This window comes from Brevundimonas sp. GW821-FHT09G01 (assembly GCF_059416065.1).
The window spans coordinates 60,089-74,988 of sequence record NZ_JBWKOL010000009.1 but is presented as its reverse complement, the minus strand read 5'-3'; the positions used below and the strand labels follow the sequence as shown (position 1 = coordinate 74,988).

The 14,900-nt window shown below is 70.4% G+C and carries 13 protein-coding genes; 1 reads left to right on the top strand and 12 read right to left on the bottom strand.

The genetic code is table 11. From position 1 onward, the window contains the following. The first annotated feature begins 5 nt into the window (after positions 1–5). A complete protein-coding gene (gene thrC / locus AC07NB_RS15565) occupies positions 6–1,373 on the top strand; it encodes a threonine synthase (RefSeq protein ID WP_494572089.1) in 1,368 nt (455 codons plus the stop codon). A gap of 141 nt (positions 1,374–1,514) precedes the next feature. Here the strand turns inward: thrC and AC07NB_RS15560 are convergent, their stop codons facing one another. The 12 genes from AC07NB_RS15560 to AC07NB_RS15505 all read right to left on the bottom strand — a co-directional run bounded on the left by AC07NB_RS15560 (position 1,515) and on the right by AC07NB_RS15505 (position 14,859). After that, positions 1,515–2,459: a homoserine kinase gene (locus AC07NB_RS15560; RefSeq protein ID WP_494572090.1), complete on the bottom strand. Its 945-nt coding sequence runs from the start codon at positions 2,457–2,459 to the stop codon at positions 1,515–1,517. A gap of 2 nt (positions 2,460–2,461) precedes the next feature. Continuing rightward, on the bottom strand, positions 2,462–4,204 hold the full coding sequence (locus AC07NB_RS15555; protein WP_494572091.1) for an amino acid kinase family protein: 1,743 nt from the start codon (positions 4,202–4,204) through the stop codon (positions 2,462–2,464). Between the two features lie 339 nt (positions 4,205–4,543). Next, the gene (gene leuB / locus AC07NB_RS15550; protein WP_494572092.1) at positions 4,544–5,644 is read right to left on the bottom strand and encodes a 3-isopropylmalate dehydrogenase; all 1,101 of its coding nucleotides are present in this window, start codon (positions 5,642–5,644) and stop codon (positions 4,544–4,546) included. Next, positions 5,644–6,228: a 3-isopropylmalate dehydratase small subunit gene (gene leuD, locus AC07NB_RS15545; protein ID WP_494572093.1), complete on the bottom strand. Its 585-nt coding sequence runs from the start codon at positions 6,226–6,228 to the stop codon at positions 5,644–5,646. The genes leuB and leuD overlap by 1 nt, the downstream gene beginning before the upstream one ends. Then, positions 6,221–7,678, bottom strand: coding sequence for a 3-isopropylmalate dehydratase large subunit (leuC, locus tag AC07NB_RS15540; protein ID WP_494572094.1), 1,458 nt, complete (start codon positions 7,676–7,678; stop codon positions 6,221–6,223). The genes leuD and leuC overlap by 8 nt, the downstream gene beginning before the upstream one ends. Beyond that, entirely contained in the window at positions 7,671–8,639 is a 969-nt protein-coding gene (locus AC07NB_RS15535; RefSeq protein ID WP_492312666.1) for a branched-chain amino acid transaminase, read from the bottom strand. Before AC07NB_RS15535 ends, leuC begins: the two co-directional genes overlap by 8 nt. Continuing rightward, complete coding sequence (locus AC07NB_RS15530) at positions 8,623–9,852, bottom strand: 2-isopropylmalate synthase (protein WP_494572095.1); 1,230 nt, start codon at positions 9,850–9,852, stop codon at positions 8,623–8,625. Before AC07NB_RS15530 ends, AC07NB_RS15535 begins: the two co-directional genes overlap by 17 nt. Then, complete coding sequence (locus AC07NB_RS15525; RefSeq protein WP_494572096.1) at positions 9,849–10,124, bottom strand: ACT domain-containing protein; 276 nt, start codon at positions 10,122–10,124, stop codon at positions 9,849–9,851. Before AC07NB_RS15525 ends, AC07NB_RS15530 begins: the two co-directional genes overlap by 4 nt. Before the next feature lie 2 nt (positions 10,125–10,126). Then, positions 10,127–11,833 carry an acetolactate synthase 2 catalytic subunit gene (ilvG, locus tag AC07NB_RS15520; RefSeq protein WP_494572097.1) on the bottom strand — a complete coding sequence of 569 codons (1,707 nt, stop codon included), beginning with the start codon at positions 11,831–11,833 and terminating at the stop codon, positions 10,127–10,129. A gap of 14 nt (positions 11,834–11,847) precedes the next feature. Next, positions 11,848–12,861: a ketol-acid reductoisomerase gene (gene ilvC / locus AC07NB_RS15515; protein ID WP_494572098.1), complete on the bottom strand. Its 1,014-nt coding sequence runs from the start codon at positions 12,859–12,861 to the stop codon at positions 11,848–11,850. A 3-nt stretch (positions 12,862–12,864) separates the two neighbouring features. Then, complete coding sequence (ilvD, locus tag AC07NB_RS15510) at positions 12,865–14,607, bottom strand: dihydroxy-acid dehydratase (RefSeq protein ID WP_494572099.1); 1,743 nt, start codon at positions 14,605–14,607, stop codon at positions 12,865–12,867. 99 nt (positions 14,608–14,706) lie between these two features. Then, positions 14,707–14,859, bottom strand: coding sequence for a hypothetical protein (locus AC07NB_RS15505; RefSeq protein ID WP_291833224.1), 153 nt, complete (start codon positions 14,857–14,859; stop codon positions 14,707–14,709). Between the last annotated feature and the right edge of the window lie 41 nt (positions 14,860–14,900).

The window sequence follows — 14,900 nt, the reverse complement described above, 5'->3', positions numbered from 1 at the left end:
GGATCATGTCCCTGTCCTACGTCAGCACCCGCGGCCGCTCGCCCCTGACCGATTTCGCCGGCACGGTGATCAACGGCATCGCGCCCGACGGCGGCCTGTTCGCGCCGTCGCGCTGGCCGAGCCTGGATCTGGCGGAGCTGACGGCGGGCGAGGCGGACTATGCGACGATCGCGACCCGCCTGCTGACCCCCTTTGTCGGAGAGGCCCTGCCCGAGGGGGCGCTGGCCGCCGCCGCGCGACGAGTGCAGGACCGCTTCCTGCATCCGGATGTGGTCCCGCTGGTCGAGCTGGAGCCCGGCCTGCATGTGCTGGAGCTGTTCCACGGGCCGACGGCGGCGTTCAAGGACCTGGCCATGCAGCTGGTGGCCGGAATGGCCGAGAGCCTGCTGGCGGCGTCCGGCGAGCGGCTGCTGCTCCTGACCGCGACCAGCGGCGACACGGGCGCGGCGGCGGTCAACGCCTTCGCCGGCGCGGACCGGGTCGATCTGGTGGTCCTGCATCCGCTGGGCCGGGTGTCGCCGATGCAGCGGCTGCAGATGACGACGACCGGCGCCGCCAATGTGCTGAACCTGGCGGTGCGCGGCGATTTCGACGACTGCCAGCGGCTGGTGAAGGCCCTGCTGGGCGTGCAGGCGCTGAAGGCCGGCCGGCGCGTCAGCTCGGTCAACTCGATCAACTGGGCCAGGCTGTCAGGACAGGCGCCCTACTACGCCGCGGCCGCGTCGCGGCTGGCGCAGCCGGCGACCTATGTCGTGCCGACGGGGAATTTCGGCGACGCCTTCGCCGGCTGGGTGGCGCGTCAGTGCGGCCTGCCGATCGGCGCCCTGGTGGCGGCGACAAACCGGAACGATGCCCTGGTGCGAGCGCTGAACACGGGCGTCTACGAGCGGACCCGGGCCGAGCCGACCGCCAGCGTCAGCATGGACGTGCAGGCGCCGTCCAATTTCGAGCGGCTGCTGTTCGAGGCCACGGGCCGCGACGCCGACCTGACGCGCGGCCTGTTCGAGGACTTCGCAAAGCAGGGACGGGTGACCCTGCCGGACGACGTGCTGGCGGCGCTTCGACGCGAGGTGTCGGCCGTTTCGGTCAGTGAAGACGAAACGGTGGCGGAGATGCGCCGGACCTGGGCGGAGAACGGACGGGTGATCTGCCCGCACACCGCCGTGGCCCTGCACGCGGCGCGGCGCGTCGAACGGACGGGGCCGGTGGTCGCCCTGTCGACGGCGCATCCCGCCAAATTCCCGGACAGCGTCGAGGCGGCGCTGGGCTTCGCGCCGGAACGGCCGCCGCAGCTTCAGGGTCTGGAAGGCCGGACCGAGCGGTTCGAGACAGTGGATGCGACGCTGGACGCGGTGCTGGCCGCGATCGGGTAAGACTTCTCCCTCCCCCGAAGTGGGGAGGGATGTCGGCGCGTCAGCGACGACAGGGTGGGGTTTGTATCCGTGCGGCCGTTCCCCACCCGTCTGTCGCTGCGCGACAGCCGCTCTCCCCAGGAGGGGAGGGAGAAAACAACGTCACGCCGCCAGCGCGGCCTGCTCCGTCCACCAGTCCAGCCGTCGCAGGAAGGGCGTCGGATCCTTGGGCGTCACCAGCCGAGTCGGGTCGTGGAAAAGCCGGTCATGCAGCCGGGTCAGGGTGAACCGCACGGCCGCCACGGCGCCGAGGGCGGGCAAGGCGGCGTCTTCCGCCGGGGTCAGGGGACGCACGGACTCATAGCCGGCGCGGAAGGCCTGAAGCGCCGCGGGAAGGGGCAGACCGTCTGCGTCGAAACCCCAGGCCGAGAGGGCGATGGCCAGGTCGTAGGCATAGGCGCCGGTGCAGCCGAAATAGAAGTCGATCAGGCCGCTGGGCGCGTCGCCTTCGAACAGCAGATTGTCCGGGAAATAGTCGGCATGGATAGGACCGCGCGGCAGGCCCGCGGCCGGGTCGGAACCCGCGACCACCCAGGGGGCCATCCGGTCCAGCAGAGCGCGGTCGGCGGCTCCCACGCGGGTCAGGCTGCGCTCGAACAGGGCCCGGCGCGCGGCCGGACCGACCGGATCGATACGCTCGAGCGGAAAGTCCGCGCCGGCCAGATGCAGGCGGGCCAGAAGCGCGCCAGCCTGACGCTGGTCCGCCGGCGACGGATTGCGCTTCCAAGCCCCGGGCAGCCATTCGAGGAGGGCGGCGGGGCGACCGTTCAGCTCGCCGACCGTTTCTCCGTCACTGTCGATCAGGGCGCGGGCGGCGGGCAGATCCTTGTCGGCGGCGTGGGCGGTCAGGCCCAGGCAGAAGGGCAGGGACGCCGCGTCCGTGCGGTTCTCGAACAGGGTCAGGACGAACCGGCCCTGGTCCGTGTCGAGCCGGTAGTTGGTGTTCTCCACCCCTTCGGCGATGGGCGTGAGCGCGACGAGGCTCAGCCCGTAGCGACTAATGAAGGGCTCGGCGTCGGCCTCCTCGACGGGGGTGAAGACGGCCATGGTCAGGCGGGCTCGACAAGGCGCGCGGCGGCCAGGTCGGACAGGTCGGCCAACAGGCTTTCGGCCGTGGCCCAGCGTCCGGCGCCGCGCCCCCGGCGGCGCACCGCGGATCCGTCGTGCGAGACCACCTTCAAGGCGTTGCCCTCTCCCTTCAGCTCCGCGAACAGCGGATCGAGCGGACCCGAAACCAGCTGCACGCTGGCGACCAGCTTGCCGTCTTTCAGCTCGCAGCGACAGAGCTGACGCGCGCCGGCGGGCGGCAGGGCGGCGGGATCCAGCACGTCGCGGGCGATGTCGGCTTCCTCGGGCATGAGGCCGAAAGCCTCGAAGGCCAGCAGGCGGACCTTGGCCAGGGCGTCGAGGCCTTCCAGGTCGGACGACGGATCCTCCTCAGCGAAGCCGGCGGCGCGGGCTTCGGACAAGGCCTGATCGAAGGACGCGCCCTCGCCGAGACGGGCCAGCATGAAGTTGACGGTGCCGTTCAGCACGGCCTCGAAGGCGGCGACAGGGGCGTCGACGCGGGCCGCGCGCACGGCCTCGACCATGGGCACGCCGCCGCCGACGGAGGCCGACCAGAGCAGCGTCGCGCCATTGGCCTCGGCCAGGGCCAGCAGCCCGGCGGGATCGACGCTGACGGCCTGTTTGTTGGCCGTAGCCACATCGACGCCGCGCGACAGGGCGGCGCGGATCACCGCATGACCGGCGGCGGCTTCGGACAGGGCCTCCAGCACGATGTCCGGATCGCGCGCCAGCAGGGCGTCGGGACTTGAGACCAGCAGGGGGGCGAGGCGGGCGTCCGTGGCGCCGGGCACGTCGCGCGGTTTGGACGGATCGCGGACCAGCACGCCGACCACGTCCAGGCGCGGATCGACCAGCAGGCGGGCCAGGGCGCCGCCGCCGACCACGCCGCAGCCGGCGACGGCCACGCGCAGGCGGCGATGCGGTGGGGCGACGCGAGGCGGGGCGCCGACCGCGCCGACGACCGTGCGATGGCCGTCCAGATAGTTGCGTACCTCGACCTTCAGGCGGCGCGCCTCGGCGAGGTCCAGCGCATCGGGCTGGACCAGGCCGCCGCCCAACGCCTTGGCCTCGGCCCAGCTGGCCTGATCGTAGCGGCGGGCGTCGGCATGGACGTTGGGGTCGCGGTCGTAGAGGCCGTCCACATCCTTCACCAGCTGGACGCTGTCGAGCTCCAGTTCGGCGGCGAGGAACAGCGCGGTCAGGTCCGACCCGCCGCGGCCCAGAAGGACCACGTCGCCGGCGGGCGACAGGGCGCCGAACCCGGGGACGACCACAACTTCATGCTTCAGCAGGGCGCGGTCGAGGGCGGCGCGGTCCAGCGACACCGGGCGGGCATGCTCGCACGGCCCCTCGGCGACCAGGCCGAGCTCGCGGACAGACAGGGTGACGGCGCTGAGGCCGACCCGGTCGCAGGCCAGGGCGACGAGGGCGGCGGACCGCTCCTCGCCCTGCACCACATAGGCGGGGAGGATGCTGTTGTCGTGGGCCAGGCCGAGGGCGCGGGCTTCCGACAGAAGGACGTCCGTCTGTCCGGCAAGGGCCGAGACGACCGCCACCACCCGGCGGCCGCGTCGGACCTCGGCGTAGATGTCGGAGGCGACCTTGGGCGCGTCGGCGGGATCGACCAGCACGGAGCTGCCGAACTTCATGACGACGACCTCGGGGCCGGCCAGGGCGGACGGGGCGACGGGCGGGCGGTCGAGGAGGGCGAGCTGGGCGGACATGGGAGGGGTCTTTCGAGGAGATGGGGGAGAAAAGAAAAACCCCGCCCGGAGCGATCCGGGCGGGGTTGGGTTTTGCGTTCCTGAGCTTCGGTGCGCGCTAACCTGTCCCCGCCGGAGGCGTGGTGGTGGTCATACCGGTCATGCCAATGACGCGCACGGTCGCGCCGCCGCACGAGGCGGTCGAGGCGATGGCGGTGCGGGCGTCGAGGCGGTTCACGGCGGACCTGCTCAGTTCAAGTTCGGGAGAAGGCTGACGGACAAGGGCGGGGTCCGTCAAGTGAAAGGTGAAAAATTGCGCCTCCGCCCCGGATTTGCGGCGGCGGAGGCACGGTTTCTTCCTCAGGCCCAGTGCATCTGGACACGATGGGCGGCGGCCCAATGGATCGCGCGGATGCCGTCGATCACCGCATTGGCGGCGTCGCGGGTGCCCAGGGTCCCGCCCAGGTCGGCGGTGACCGCGCCGGCCGACAGCACGGCGGCGCAGGCGGCCTCGATGGAACCGGCCTCGTCCTCCAGCCCCAGGCTGTGACGCAGCAGCAGGGCGGCCGACAGGATGGTCCCGACCGGATTGGCCTTGTCCTGACCGGCGATATCGGGCGCCGAGCCATGGATGGGCTCAAACAGGCCCGGGCCGCTGGAGCCCAGCGAGGCCGAGGGCAGCAGGCCGATGGAGCCGCCCAGCACCGAGATTTCGTCCGACAGGATGTCGCCGAACATGTTCTCGGTAAGGATGACGTCGTACTCGCGCGGCTTGCGGATCAGGTGCATGGCCATGGAGTCGACCAGGGCGTGCTCCAGCTCGATGCGCGGGAATTCCTCGGCATGGATGCGGGTCACGACCTCGCGCCACAGGCGGCTGGTCTCCATGACGTTGGCCTTGTCGACCGAGGTCACCTTGCCGCGCCGCTGCTGGGCGGTCTGGAAGGCGGCGCGGGCGACGCGCTCGACCTCGCCGACGGTGTATTCGCACAGGTCGGTGGCCCGTTCGGCGGTGCGGGTCTTCTCTCCGAAATAGATGCCGCCGGTCAGCTCGCGGAAGACGATCAGATCGACGCCTTCGACGATCTCCTTCTTCAGCGGCGAGCGATGGGCCAGGACCGGCGAGACCTGCAGCGGGCGCAGGTTGGCGTAAAGGCCCATGGCCTTGCGCAGGCCCAGCAGGCCTTCTTCCGGACGGCGCTTGCCGCCGTCCCACTGCGGTCCGCCCACGGCGCCGAGCAGCACCGCATCGGCGGCCAGGCAGGCGTCGACGGTTTCCTGGGGCAAGGGATCGCCGACAGCGTCGATGCCGGCCCCGCCGATCAGGTGTTCGTGGAAGCGGAACTCATGGCCATAGAAGTCGCCGATGACCGTCAGCACGGCCTTCGCCGCATGGGTCACTTCGGGGCCGACGCCGTCGCCGGGCAGGACGACGATGTCATAGGTCTTGGGGGAGGGCATCAGACGGCTTCTTTCTGGCGTTCAAAGGCTTCGATGGCGGGCATGCGGGCTTGCAGCCAGCCGAGGGTGTCCACCCCGTCGAGCAGGCACTGGCGGGCGAAACTCTCGACGGCGAACGCGACAGGCTGTGCATTGCCGCGCTGGATCGTCGAGGTTTCCAGGTCGATGGTGATCGGCTGGTCGGGATGGGTGGCGAGGTCGTCCCAGGTGGCCTGATCGACGACGATGGGCAGGAAGCCGTTCTTCAGGGCGTTGGACGTGAAGATGTCGGCGATCTCCGTCGAGACCACGGCCCGAAAGCCGTAGTCCATCAGGGCCCATGGGGCGTGTTCGCGTGAGGAGCCGCAGGCGAAATTCCTGCCCGCCAGCAGGATGCGGCGCTCGGTCGGCTCGATGCGGTTCAGCACCGCCTCGGGCTTGGGCGACCCGTCGGCCTCGTAGCGCCAGTCGTAGAAGGCCCAGGCCCCCAGGCCTTCGCGGCTGGTGGTGCTCAGGAAACGACCCGGGATGATCTGGTCGGTGTCGATGTTCGACTGCGACAGGACCACGGCCTTCGACGTCAGGGTCTTGAAGGGCTCAGGCATTCTGGACTCCTACCGCCTCGCGCGCGGCGCTCGGCTGCTTGAGGAGGGCGGTCTCCATCAGAAACACGCGCGGGTCGGTCAGCACGCCCATGATGGCGGTCGCCGCGGCGGTCGCGGGGCTGGCCAGGATGGTGCGCGAGCCGGGCCCCTGACGGCCCTCGAAATTGCGGTTGGAGGTCGAGACCGCCAGCTGACCCGGCGCGACCATGTCGCCGTTCATGGCCAGGCACATGGAGCATCCCGGGATGCGCCATTCGGCCCCGGCGTCGGTGAAGACGGTGTGCAGCCCTTCCGCCTCGGCGTCGCGGCGCACGGCCTCGGAGCCGGGGACCACCAGCATGCGCAGGCCCGGCTTCACCTTGCGGCCGCGCAGCACCTCGGCGGCGGCGCGCAGGTCGGGCAGGCGGCCGTTGGTGCAACTGCCGATGAAGACCACGTCGACCGGATGGGCCGTCGTCGCCTCGCCGGCGGTGAAGCCCATATAGGCCAGCGCCTTCTCGCCGGAGGCGTCGCGCGGGGCGGGGACGGGTTCGCCGATGGCGGAGCCCGCGTCCGGCGTCGTGCCCCAGGTGGCCATGGGCCGGATGGCGGCGCCGTCGATGTGGACCTCGGCGTCGAAAGCCGCGCCCTCGTCGGAGGCCAGCGCCAGCCAGTCGGCGACGGCGTGGTCCCAGGCGGGGCCGGAGGGTGCGTGCTGACGGCCCTTCAGCCAGTCGACGGTGGTCTGGTCGGGGGCGATCATGCCGGCGCGGGCGCCCGCCTCGATCGACATGTTGCAGACGGTCATCCGCCCTTCCATGTCCAGAGACCGGATGGCCTCGCCGGCGTATTCGACCACGAAGCCGGTGCCGCCGCCGAAGCCCAGGCGGGCGATGATCGCCAGCGCCACGTCCTTGCCGGAGACGCCCGGCTGCAGTCGTCCGGAGACGGTGACGCGCATGGTTCGGGCCTTGCGCTGCAGCAGGCACTGGGTAGCCAGCACATGGCCGACCTCGGAGGTGCCGATGCCGAACGCCAGGGCCCCGAAGGCGCCGTGGGTGGCGGTGTGGCTGTCGCCGCAGACGACGGTCATGCCCGGCTGGGTCAGCCCCAGCTCCGGTCCCATGACGTGCACCACGCCCCGGTCCGCCGAGTCCCAGCCCGCCAGCGAGACGCCGTGGCGTTCGCAATTGGCCTCCAGCGTCTCGACCTGGGTCTTCGAAGCCGGGGTGTAGTAGGGCCGTTCGCCGCTCGCGTCGGCGGGCAGGGTCGGGGTGGAGTGGTCCAGGGTGGCGAAGGTGCGGTCCGGGCGACGGACCTTCAGGCCCCGGCTCTCGATCTCGGAGAAGGCCTGGGGGCTGGTGACCTCATGGACCAGATGCAGGTCGATGTAGAGCACCGCCGGGGCGTCAGGCGTTTCCGCCTGGACGACGTGGCGGTTCCACACCTTCTCGAACAGGGTCTCAGGCATATTCGGGCTCCGCGCGGGCGGGGCTGGGAGAGGGGGCCGCGATGGGTTCCAGCCAGCCGTGGCGGTCCGGGGTCGCGCCGGTGAACAGGCCGCGGAAGGCGGCGTTGACGGCCTTGGTCACCGGACCCGGGCCGGCGGCGCGGGTGGGGATGCCGTCGACCGAGCGCACGGGGGTGATCTCGGCGGCGGTGCCGGTCATGAAGATCTCGTCGGCGACGTACAGGGCCTCGCGCGGCAGGATCTGCTCGCGGGTTTCGTAGCCCAGACCGCGCGCCAGCTTCAGCACGCTGTCGCGGGTGATGCCCATCAGGATGGAGGCGGCGGCCGGCGGCGTGATGATCTCACCGTCCTTGACGATGAACAGGTTCTCGCCGGCGCCTTCGGACAGGCGGCCGTCGGTGCCCAGGGCGATGCCTTCACCGAAGCCGCCGACCCGGGCCTCGCGCCCGATCAGATAGGAGGACAGGTAATTGCCGCCCGCCTTGGCGCCCGAAGGCACGGTGTTGGGGGCGATGCGCGACCACGAGGCAACGCAGGCGTCCACGCCCTTCTCCAGCGCCTCCTCGCCCAGATAGGCCCCCCAGGGGAAGGCGGCGACGGCGACGTCGACGTTCATGTTCTCGGGAGAGGGCGTCACCCCCATGCCGCACGCGCCCAGGAAGGCGATAGGTCGGATGTAGGCGGACTTCAGCCCGGTCGAACGCACGGTTGCGCGGCAGGCCTCGACCAGCTCGTCCTCGGTGAACGGCAGCTGGAAATGATACATGCGGGCGCTGTCGAACAGGCGGCGCACGTGGTCGGTCAGACGGAAGCCACAGGGGCCGTTCGGGGTGTCATAGACGCGGATGCCCTCGAACACCGAGGTGCCGTAGTGGAGCGCATGGCTCATCACGTGAACCTTGGCGTCCGCCCAGGGCGTCAGTTCGCCGTTGACCCAGATATGTTCAGCCAGCGGCCGCATAGGCGTACTCCTGTCGGGGGGCGGCGTCAGGGCGCGAGGCCTCGATGATCGCCAGCAATTCGTGGTCGTTGATCTCGCCGATCTCGTCGGCGCGGGCCTTGAAGCCGGCGAAGGCGGCGGCCAGGTGGGCGCCGGCGACGGGCTGGCCCAGGGCCTCCGCGCGCTTGGCCACGGCATGGCGGCCCGAGTGCTTGCCCAGCACGAACCATGTGCCTTCGAAACCGACGTCCTGGGGTCGCATGATCTCGTAGGTCGAGGGATCGGCCATCATGCCGTGCTGGTGGATGCCCGCCTCGTGGGCGAAGGCGTTCAGCCCGACGATGGCCTTGTTGCGGACCACCGGCGTGTGGGTGATCTCGCTCAGCAGCCGGCTGGCGCGGACCAGGTGGGTGGCGTCCACGCCGGTGTGCAGGCCATAGCGGTCCGACCGGGTGCGGATGGCCATGACCATCTCCTCGATCGAGGCGTTGCCCGCCCGCTCGCCGATGCCGTTGATGGCGCCCTCGACCTGACGCGCGCCGGCTTCCACCGCCGCCAGCGAGTTGGCGACGGCCATGCCCAGGTCGTCGTGGCAGTGGGCCGAGAAGACCACATTCGGATGACGGACGCGGACCGTGGCGATCAGGCGGCGATAGATCTCGGCGATCTCGCCGGGGGTGGAATAGCCGACGGTGTCGGGGATGTTCAGGGTGGTGGCTCCCGCCGCGGCGGCGGCCTCGCATACCTCGGCCAGGAACTCCGGCTCGGTGCGGATGGCGTCCTCGGGACTGAACTCCACGTCCTCGAAGCGAGTGCGGGCGTAGGCGACCGAGCGCTCGGCGGCGGCCAGCACCTCGGCCTTCGACATCTTCAGCTTGGCCGAGCGATGGATCGGGCTGGTGCCCAGGAAGATGTGGAGACGGCGCTCCTCCGTCCCGCGCAGGGCGCGGTAGGCCGCGTCGATGTCGGCCTCGCTCGAACGGGCCAGCGAGCAGAAGACGGGGCCTTCCACCTCGCCAACCACCCGGCGCACGCCTTCCTCATCGCCTGGCGAGGCGGCGGCGAAGCCGGCTTCGATCACATCGACCTTCATCGCGGCCAGCACATGGGCCATGCGGACCTTGTCGTCCGGGTTCATCGAGAAGCCGGGCGCCTGTTCCCCGTCGCGCAGGGTGGTGTCGAAGACGACGACCTTGTTCGGATCGGCGGCGACGGCGGTTTGAACCTTGGTCATGCCGCTACCTCGGGATGGAAGGTGGCGGCTTGGCTCGACGGACGGCCATCGACGCGGGTGACGCCGAACAGCTTGTCGATCTGACGGCCCAGGGTCTGGGTGCAGCGGGCGGTGTCGCGACCACGCACGGCCAGTTCGACGTGGCGGCCATGGCCTTCGTCGCTCAAGGTCATGCCGTCGATATGGAAACCGCGGCGCTCGACCAGGCCGATCAGGCGCTGGAGCGAGCCGTCGGCGCGGTCAATGTTCAGGTGCAGGGTTTCGGTGCTCATGGTCAGGCGCCTTCCATCATTTCGGCGTTGTTCTTTCCGGGCGGGACCAGCGGCCACACGTTCTCCCGGGGGTCGATGATCACGTGCGCGAGGCAGGGGCCGTCGGCGGCCAGCAGGCGGGCGATCCCGGCCTGAACCTCCTCGCGTCGACTAATTCGGAAGGCCTCGACGCCGAAGGCTTCGGCGACCTTCACGAAGTCCGGATTGTCGGACAGGTCGATCTCCGAGTAGTTGCCGTCGAAGAACAGCTCCTGCCACTGACGGACCAGGCCCAACGAGCTGTTGTCCAGCAGCAGGACCTTCACCGCGACGCCGTAGCGACGCAGGGTGGCCAGCTCCTGCACGTTCATCATGAAGCCGCCGTCGCCGGCGACGACCACGACCGTGGCGTCCGGATCCGACAGCTTGGCGCCGATGCCCGCGGGCAGGCCGAAGCCCATGGCGCCCAGGCCGCCCGAGGTGATGTGGGCTTCCGGCTTGGCGAACCGGCAGTGCTGGGCGGCCCACATCTGGTGCTGGCCGACATCGCAGGCGGCGACGAAATCATCGCCCGCCGCTTCGGAAATCGCTTTCAGCAAGGCGGGGGCGTAGACGCCTTCGCCGGGCGCGTCGTCGTAGCGGAAGGCGGTGCGGCGGACCCGCGTGTCGCAGCGGATCATCCACGGATCGATGGCCAGCGGCGTGCCCGACAGGTGCGCGGTCAGGGCCTCGATGCCCGGCGCGATCTCGCCCGTGACGGCGACATGGGTCTCGCGCAGCTTGCCGATCTCTGAGGCGTCGATGTCGAAATGGACGACGCGGGCGTGCGGCGCGAACTCGGCCAGCTTGCCGGTGGCGCGGTCGTCGAACCGGGCGCCGAAGACGATCAGCAGATCGGCCTCCTGAACCGCCTCGTTCGCCGCGCGCGTGCCGTGCATGCCCAGCATCCCCTGGAAGCCGGGGGCGTCGGTCGGGATCGTGCCCAGGGCGTTCAGGGTCGAGATCGACGGGATGCCGGTCTGGTCGGCGAAGGTGCGCAGCTGTTCCGTCGCCCGCCCGATCTTCACCCCGCCGCCGACGTAGATCAGCGGACGCTCGGCGGCGCGGATCATCTCGGCGGCGCGGGCGATGGCGTCGTGGTCGATGGGGGTGACCGCGTTGGGAATGTGGAAGCCGAAGTCCTCGCTGGTCTGGCCGACCTGGACGTCCTTGGGCAGGTCGATCAGGACCGGTCCGGGACGGCCCGAGGCGGCGATGTGGAAGGCCTCCTCGACGGCGGCCGGAACATCGGCCGGGTCACGGACCAGGATGGAGTGCTTCACGATCGGCAGGGTGACGCCCAGGATGTCGATCTCCTGGAAGGCGTCGGTGCCCATGACGCCCTGGGCGACGTTGCCGGTGATGCAGACGATGGGGATGGAATCCATCATCGCATTGGCGATGCCGGTGATCAGGTTGGTGGCGCCGGGGCCGGAGGTGGCCATGCAGACGCCGACCTTGCCGCTGCGCCGGGCGTAGGCGTCGGCGGCGAAGGCGGCGGCCTGCTCGTGGCGGACCAGGATGTGGCGCAGTTTCGATCCGGCCAGGGCGTCATAGACGGGCATGATCGCGCCGCCCGGATAGCCGAACACGACCTCCACCCCCAGCCGCTCCAGGGTGGAGACCAGCAGGCGGGCGCCGCTTTTCGGGGCGGCGGCGGGTTCGGGGATGCGGGCGGCGGAGGCGGTCATGTTCTGATCTGGGCTCAGGCGGCTTCAGACTTGGGGGCGTGCAGCCAGGCCATGCGTTCGCGCAGCTTGGCGCCGGTCTGCTCGATCGGCTGCTCGCCGTCGGCCTTGACCCAGGCGTCGTAGCGGGGCTTGCCCGCCTCGTTCTCGGCGATCCATTCGCTGGCGAACTGACCCGACTGGATCTCGTCCAGGATGGTCTTCATGCGGGCGCGGGTCTCGTCGGTGATGACGCGGGGGCCGGACTTGACCGAGCCCCACTTGGCCGTCTCCGAGATGAACGCGTTCATCTTGGTGATGCCGCCCTCGTAGAACAGGTCCACGATCAGTTTCAGCTCGTGCATGCACTCGAAGTAGGCGATCTCGGGCTGGTAGCCGGCCTCGACCAGGGTGTTGAACCCGGACATGACCAGCTCCTTGGCGCCGCCGCACAGGACGGCCTGTTCGCCGAACAGGTCGGTCTCGGTCTCTTCGCGGAAGGTGGTTTCCAGCAGGCCGCCGGTCGCGCCGCCGTTGCCCTTGGCGTAGCCCATGGCGCGGTCGCGGGCCTTGCCCGTGGCGTCCTGTTCGATGGCGAACAGGGAGGGGACGCCGCGGCCCCGCTGGTACTCGCGGCGGACCAGATCGCCGGGGCCCTTGGGCGCGACCAGGATGACGTCCATGTCGGCGCGCGGGGTGATGCGGCCGTAGATGATCGAGAAGCCGTGGGCGAACAGGATGGCCGCGCCCTGTTTGGCGTTGGGCTCGATGATGTCGCGATAGACCTCGGCCTGGATCATGTCCGGGGTCAGGATGGCGATGATGTCCGCGTCCTTGACCGCCTCGGCGGGCTCGGCGGTGGGGACGCCGTCAGCCGTGGCGTTGCGCCAGCCCTTGCCGCCCTCGCGGACCCCGGCGACCACGTCGAAACCGGAGTCCTTCAGGTTCTGGGCGTGGGCCCGGCCCTGCGAGCCGTAGCCGATGATGGCGATGCGCTGGCCGGCGATGGCGCCGGGGCGAATGTCGTCGTTGGTGTAGATCGTGATGGCCATGGTTCAGGCGTCCTCTCGGGCGGATCGGGCTTCGGTTTCAGCGGGGCGCTGGACCGGCGGCGGGTTGGGAATGGTCACGGCGCCCTGGGCGGCGGAGGCCACCGAGGCGCGGTATTTGGCGAAGACCCCGTGCGCCGGGCGGGTCGGATTGGGGGCGAAGCCCGCCCGGCGCTTCACCAGATCGGCGTCCACGTCGATCCGGCGGTTGGTGACGTCGATGGCGATGCGGTCGCCGTCGCGAATGAGAGCAATCGGACCGCCGACGGCGGCTTCGGGCGAGACGTGGCCGGCGACGAAGCCGTAGCTGGCGCCCGAGAAGCGGCCGTCGGTGATCAGGGCGACGTTGTGAACGCCGCGGCCCTTCAGGGCGGCGGTGACCTGCAGCATCTCGCGCATCCCGGGGCCGCCCTTGGGGCCCTCGTAGCGGATGACGATGACATCGCCCTCGCCCACGGAGCCGTCCTGGACGGCGTGAAAGGCGTCTTCCTCGCTGTCGAAGACGCAGGCCGGACCCTCGAAGCGATCGACCTTGTGGCCGGTCAGCTTGATGACCGCGCCGTCGGGAGCGACATCGCCGTAGATGACGGCGTAGCTGCCGCGATCCATGATCGGGGCGGCGAAGTCGGCGACGACCTGCTGGCCGGGCGTTTCCTCGGCCTCGGCGGCTTCGGCGAACAGGCTGCGGCCGCTGACCGTGGGGGCGTTGACGATCTTGCCCGCCGCCGCCATCCGCTGGGTGACCAGACGGGTGCCGCCCGCCGCGAACAGGTGCGAGGCCAGGAAACGGCCGCCGGGCTTCAGGTCGCAGATGACCGGGGCGTCGACGCAGGCCTGGTGGCAGTCCTCGACGCCGAACTCGACCCCCGCCTCGGCGGCGATGGCGGTCAGGTGCATCACCGCATTGGTCGATCCGCCCGAGGCCGAGACGGCCACGGCGGCGTTCCGCAAGGAGGCGCGGGTGATGTATTTGCGGGCGCTGTCGCCGGCGAAGACGCGTTCGACGATCAGGCGGCCGCAGCGCTCGCCCTCGGCGGCCTTGGCCGGATCGACGGCGGGCACGTCGTTGGCGCCCATCGGCGACAGGCCCATGACTGACAGGGCCATGGCCATGGTGTTGGCGGTGAACTGGCCGCCGCAGGCGCCGGCGCCGGGGCAGACCGCCGTCTCGACCGCCTTCAGGCCGGCGTCGTCCAGGGCTCCGGCGGCGTGGGCGCCGATGGCCTCGAAGATCTCCTGAACCGAGACCTCCTTCGTGCCGATGGTCCCCGGCATGATCGTGCCGCCGTAGTAGACCAGGCCCGGGATATCCATGCGGGCCAGGGCCATGGCGGCGGCCGGGATGGTCTTGTCGCAGCCGACGATGCAGACGACGCCGTCCAGCTGGTGGCCCTCGACGGCCAGTTCGATGCTGTCGGCGACGACCTCGCGGCTGATCAGCGAGGCCTTCATCCCGGGCGTGCCCATCGAGATGCCGTCGGTGACCACGATGGTGTTGAAATCGACCGGATAGCCGCCCGCGGCGATGATGCCGGCGCGCACGTCCGCGGCCAGGCGGTCCAGGTGCATGTTGCACGGCGTGACCGACGACCAGGTGTTGACCACCGCGATCATCGGCTTGTCGAAGTCGGCGTCCTGCATGCCTGCGGCGCGCAGATAGCTGCGGGCCGCGGCGCGGTTCGGACCGGCCGTGACGGCGCGGCTTCTCGCGTTGGGCGGCCGGTCGTTCGGGGTGAAATCTTGCGTCATAGGCGAGGTCGTTCCGGAGGGTGTCCGGACCGCGCACAACAAAAAACCCGCTTCCTTTCGGGAGCGGGTGGCTGCGGGCGATCCTGATGTTGCGTTAGGTCAGGTCACGTGCGTCCACACCGCTCCGGAGAGCAGCACAAGAATTACCGTGAGAATAAGGGTGTTCAGGGCGAGTTCGACCGACGGCGCGCGCACGGCCGCGATCGCCATGGCGGCGGTCTTGCGGTCAGCGGTGTAAGCGCGGTTGGCCACGGGGGCTCCTGAAGAAGAGCCTTAGGAAACCATGCTCTGCT

Excerpts from the sequence above, each read along its gene's own strand:
- thrC (WP_494572089.1), top strand. The coding sequence starts at position 6 with ATGTCCCTGTCCTACGTCAGCACCCGCGGCCGCTCGCCCCTGACCGAT.
- AC07NB_RS15560 (WP_494572090.1), bottom strand. The coding sequence starts at position 2,459 with ATGGCCGTCTTCACCCCCGTCGAGGAGGCCGACGCCGAGCCCTTCATT.
- AC07NB_RS15555 (WP_494572091.1), bottom strand. The coding sequence starts at position 4,204 with ATGTCCGCCCAGCTCGCCCTCCTCGACCGCCCGCCCGTCGCCCCGTCC.
- leuB (WP_494572092.1), bottom strand. The coding sequence starts at position 5,644 with ATGCCCTCCCCCAAGACCTATGACATCGTCGTCCTGCCCGGCGACGGC.
- leuD (WP_494572093.1), bottom strand. The coding sequence starts at position 6,228 with ATGCCTGAGCCCTTCAAGACCCTGACGTCGAAGGCCGTGGTCCTGTCG.
- leuC (WP_494572094.1), bottom strand. The coding sequence starts at position 7,678 with ATGCCTGAGACCCTGTTCGAGAAGGTGTGGAACCGCCACGTCGTCCAG.
- AC07NB_RS15535 (WP_492312666.1), bottom strand. The coding sequence starts at position 8,639 with ATGCGGCCGCTGGCTGAACATATCTGGGTCAACGGCGAACTGACGCCC.
- AC07NB_RS15530 (WP_494572095.1), bottom strand. The coding sequence starts at position 9,852 with ATGACCAAGGTTCAAACCGCCGTCGCCGCCGATCCGAACAAGGTCGTC.
- AC07NB_RS15525 (WP_494572096.1), bottom strand. The coding sequence starts at position 10,124 with ATGAGCACCGAAACCCTGCACCTGAACATTGACCGCGCCGACGGCTCG.
- ilvG (WP_494572097.1), bottom strand. The coding sequence starts at position 11,833 with ATGACCGCCTCCGCCGCCCGCATCCCCGAACCCGCCGCCGCCCCGAAA.
- ilvC (WP_494572098.1), bottom strand. The coding sequence starts at position 12,861 with ATGGCCATCACGATCTACACCAACGACGACATTCGCCCCGGCGCCATC.
- ilvD (WP_494572099.1), bottom strand. The coding sequence starts at position 14,607 with ATGACGCAAGATTTCACCCCGAACGACCGGCCGCCCAACGCGAGAAGC.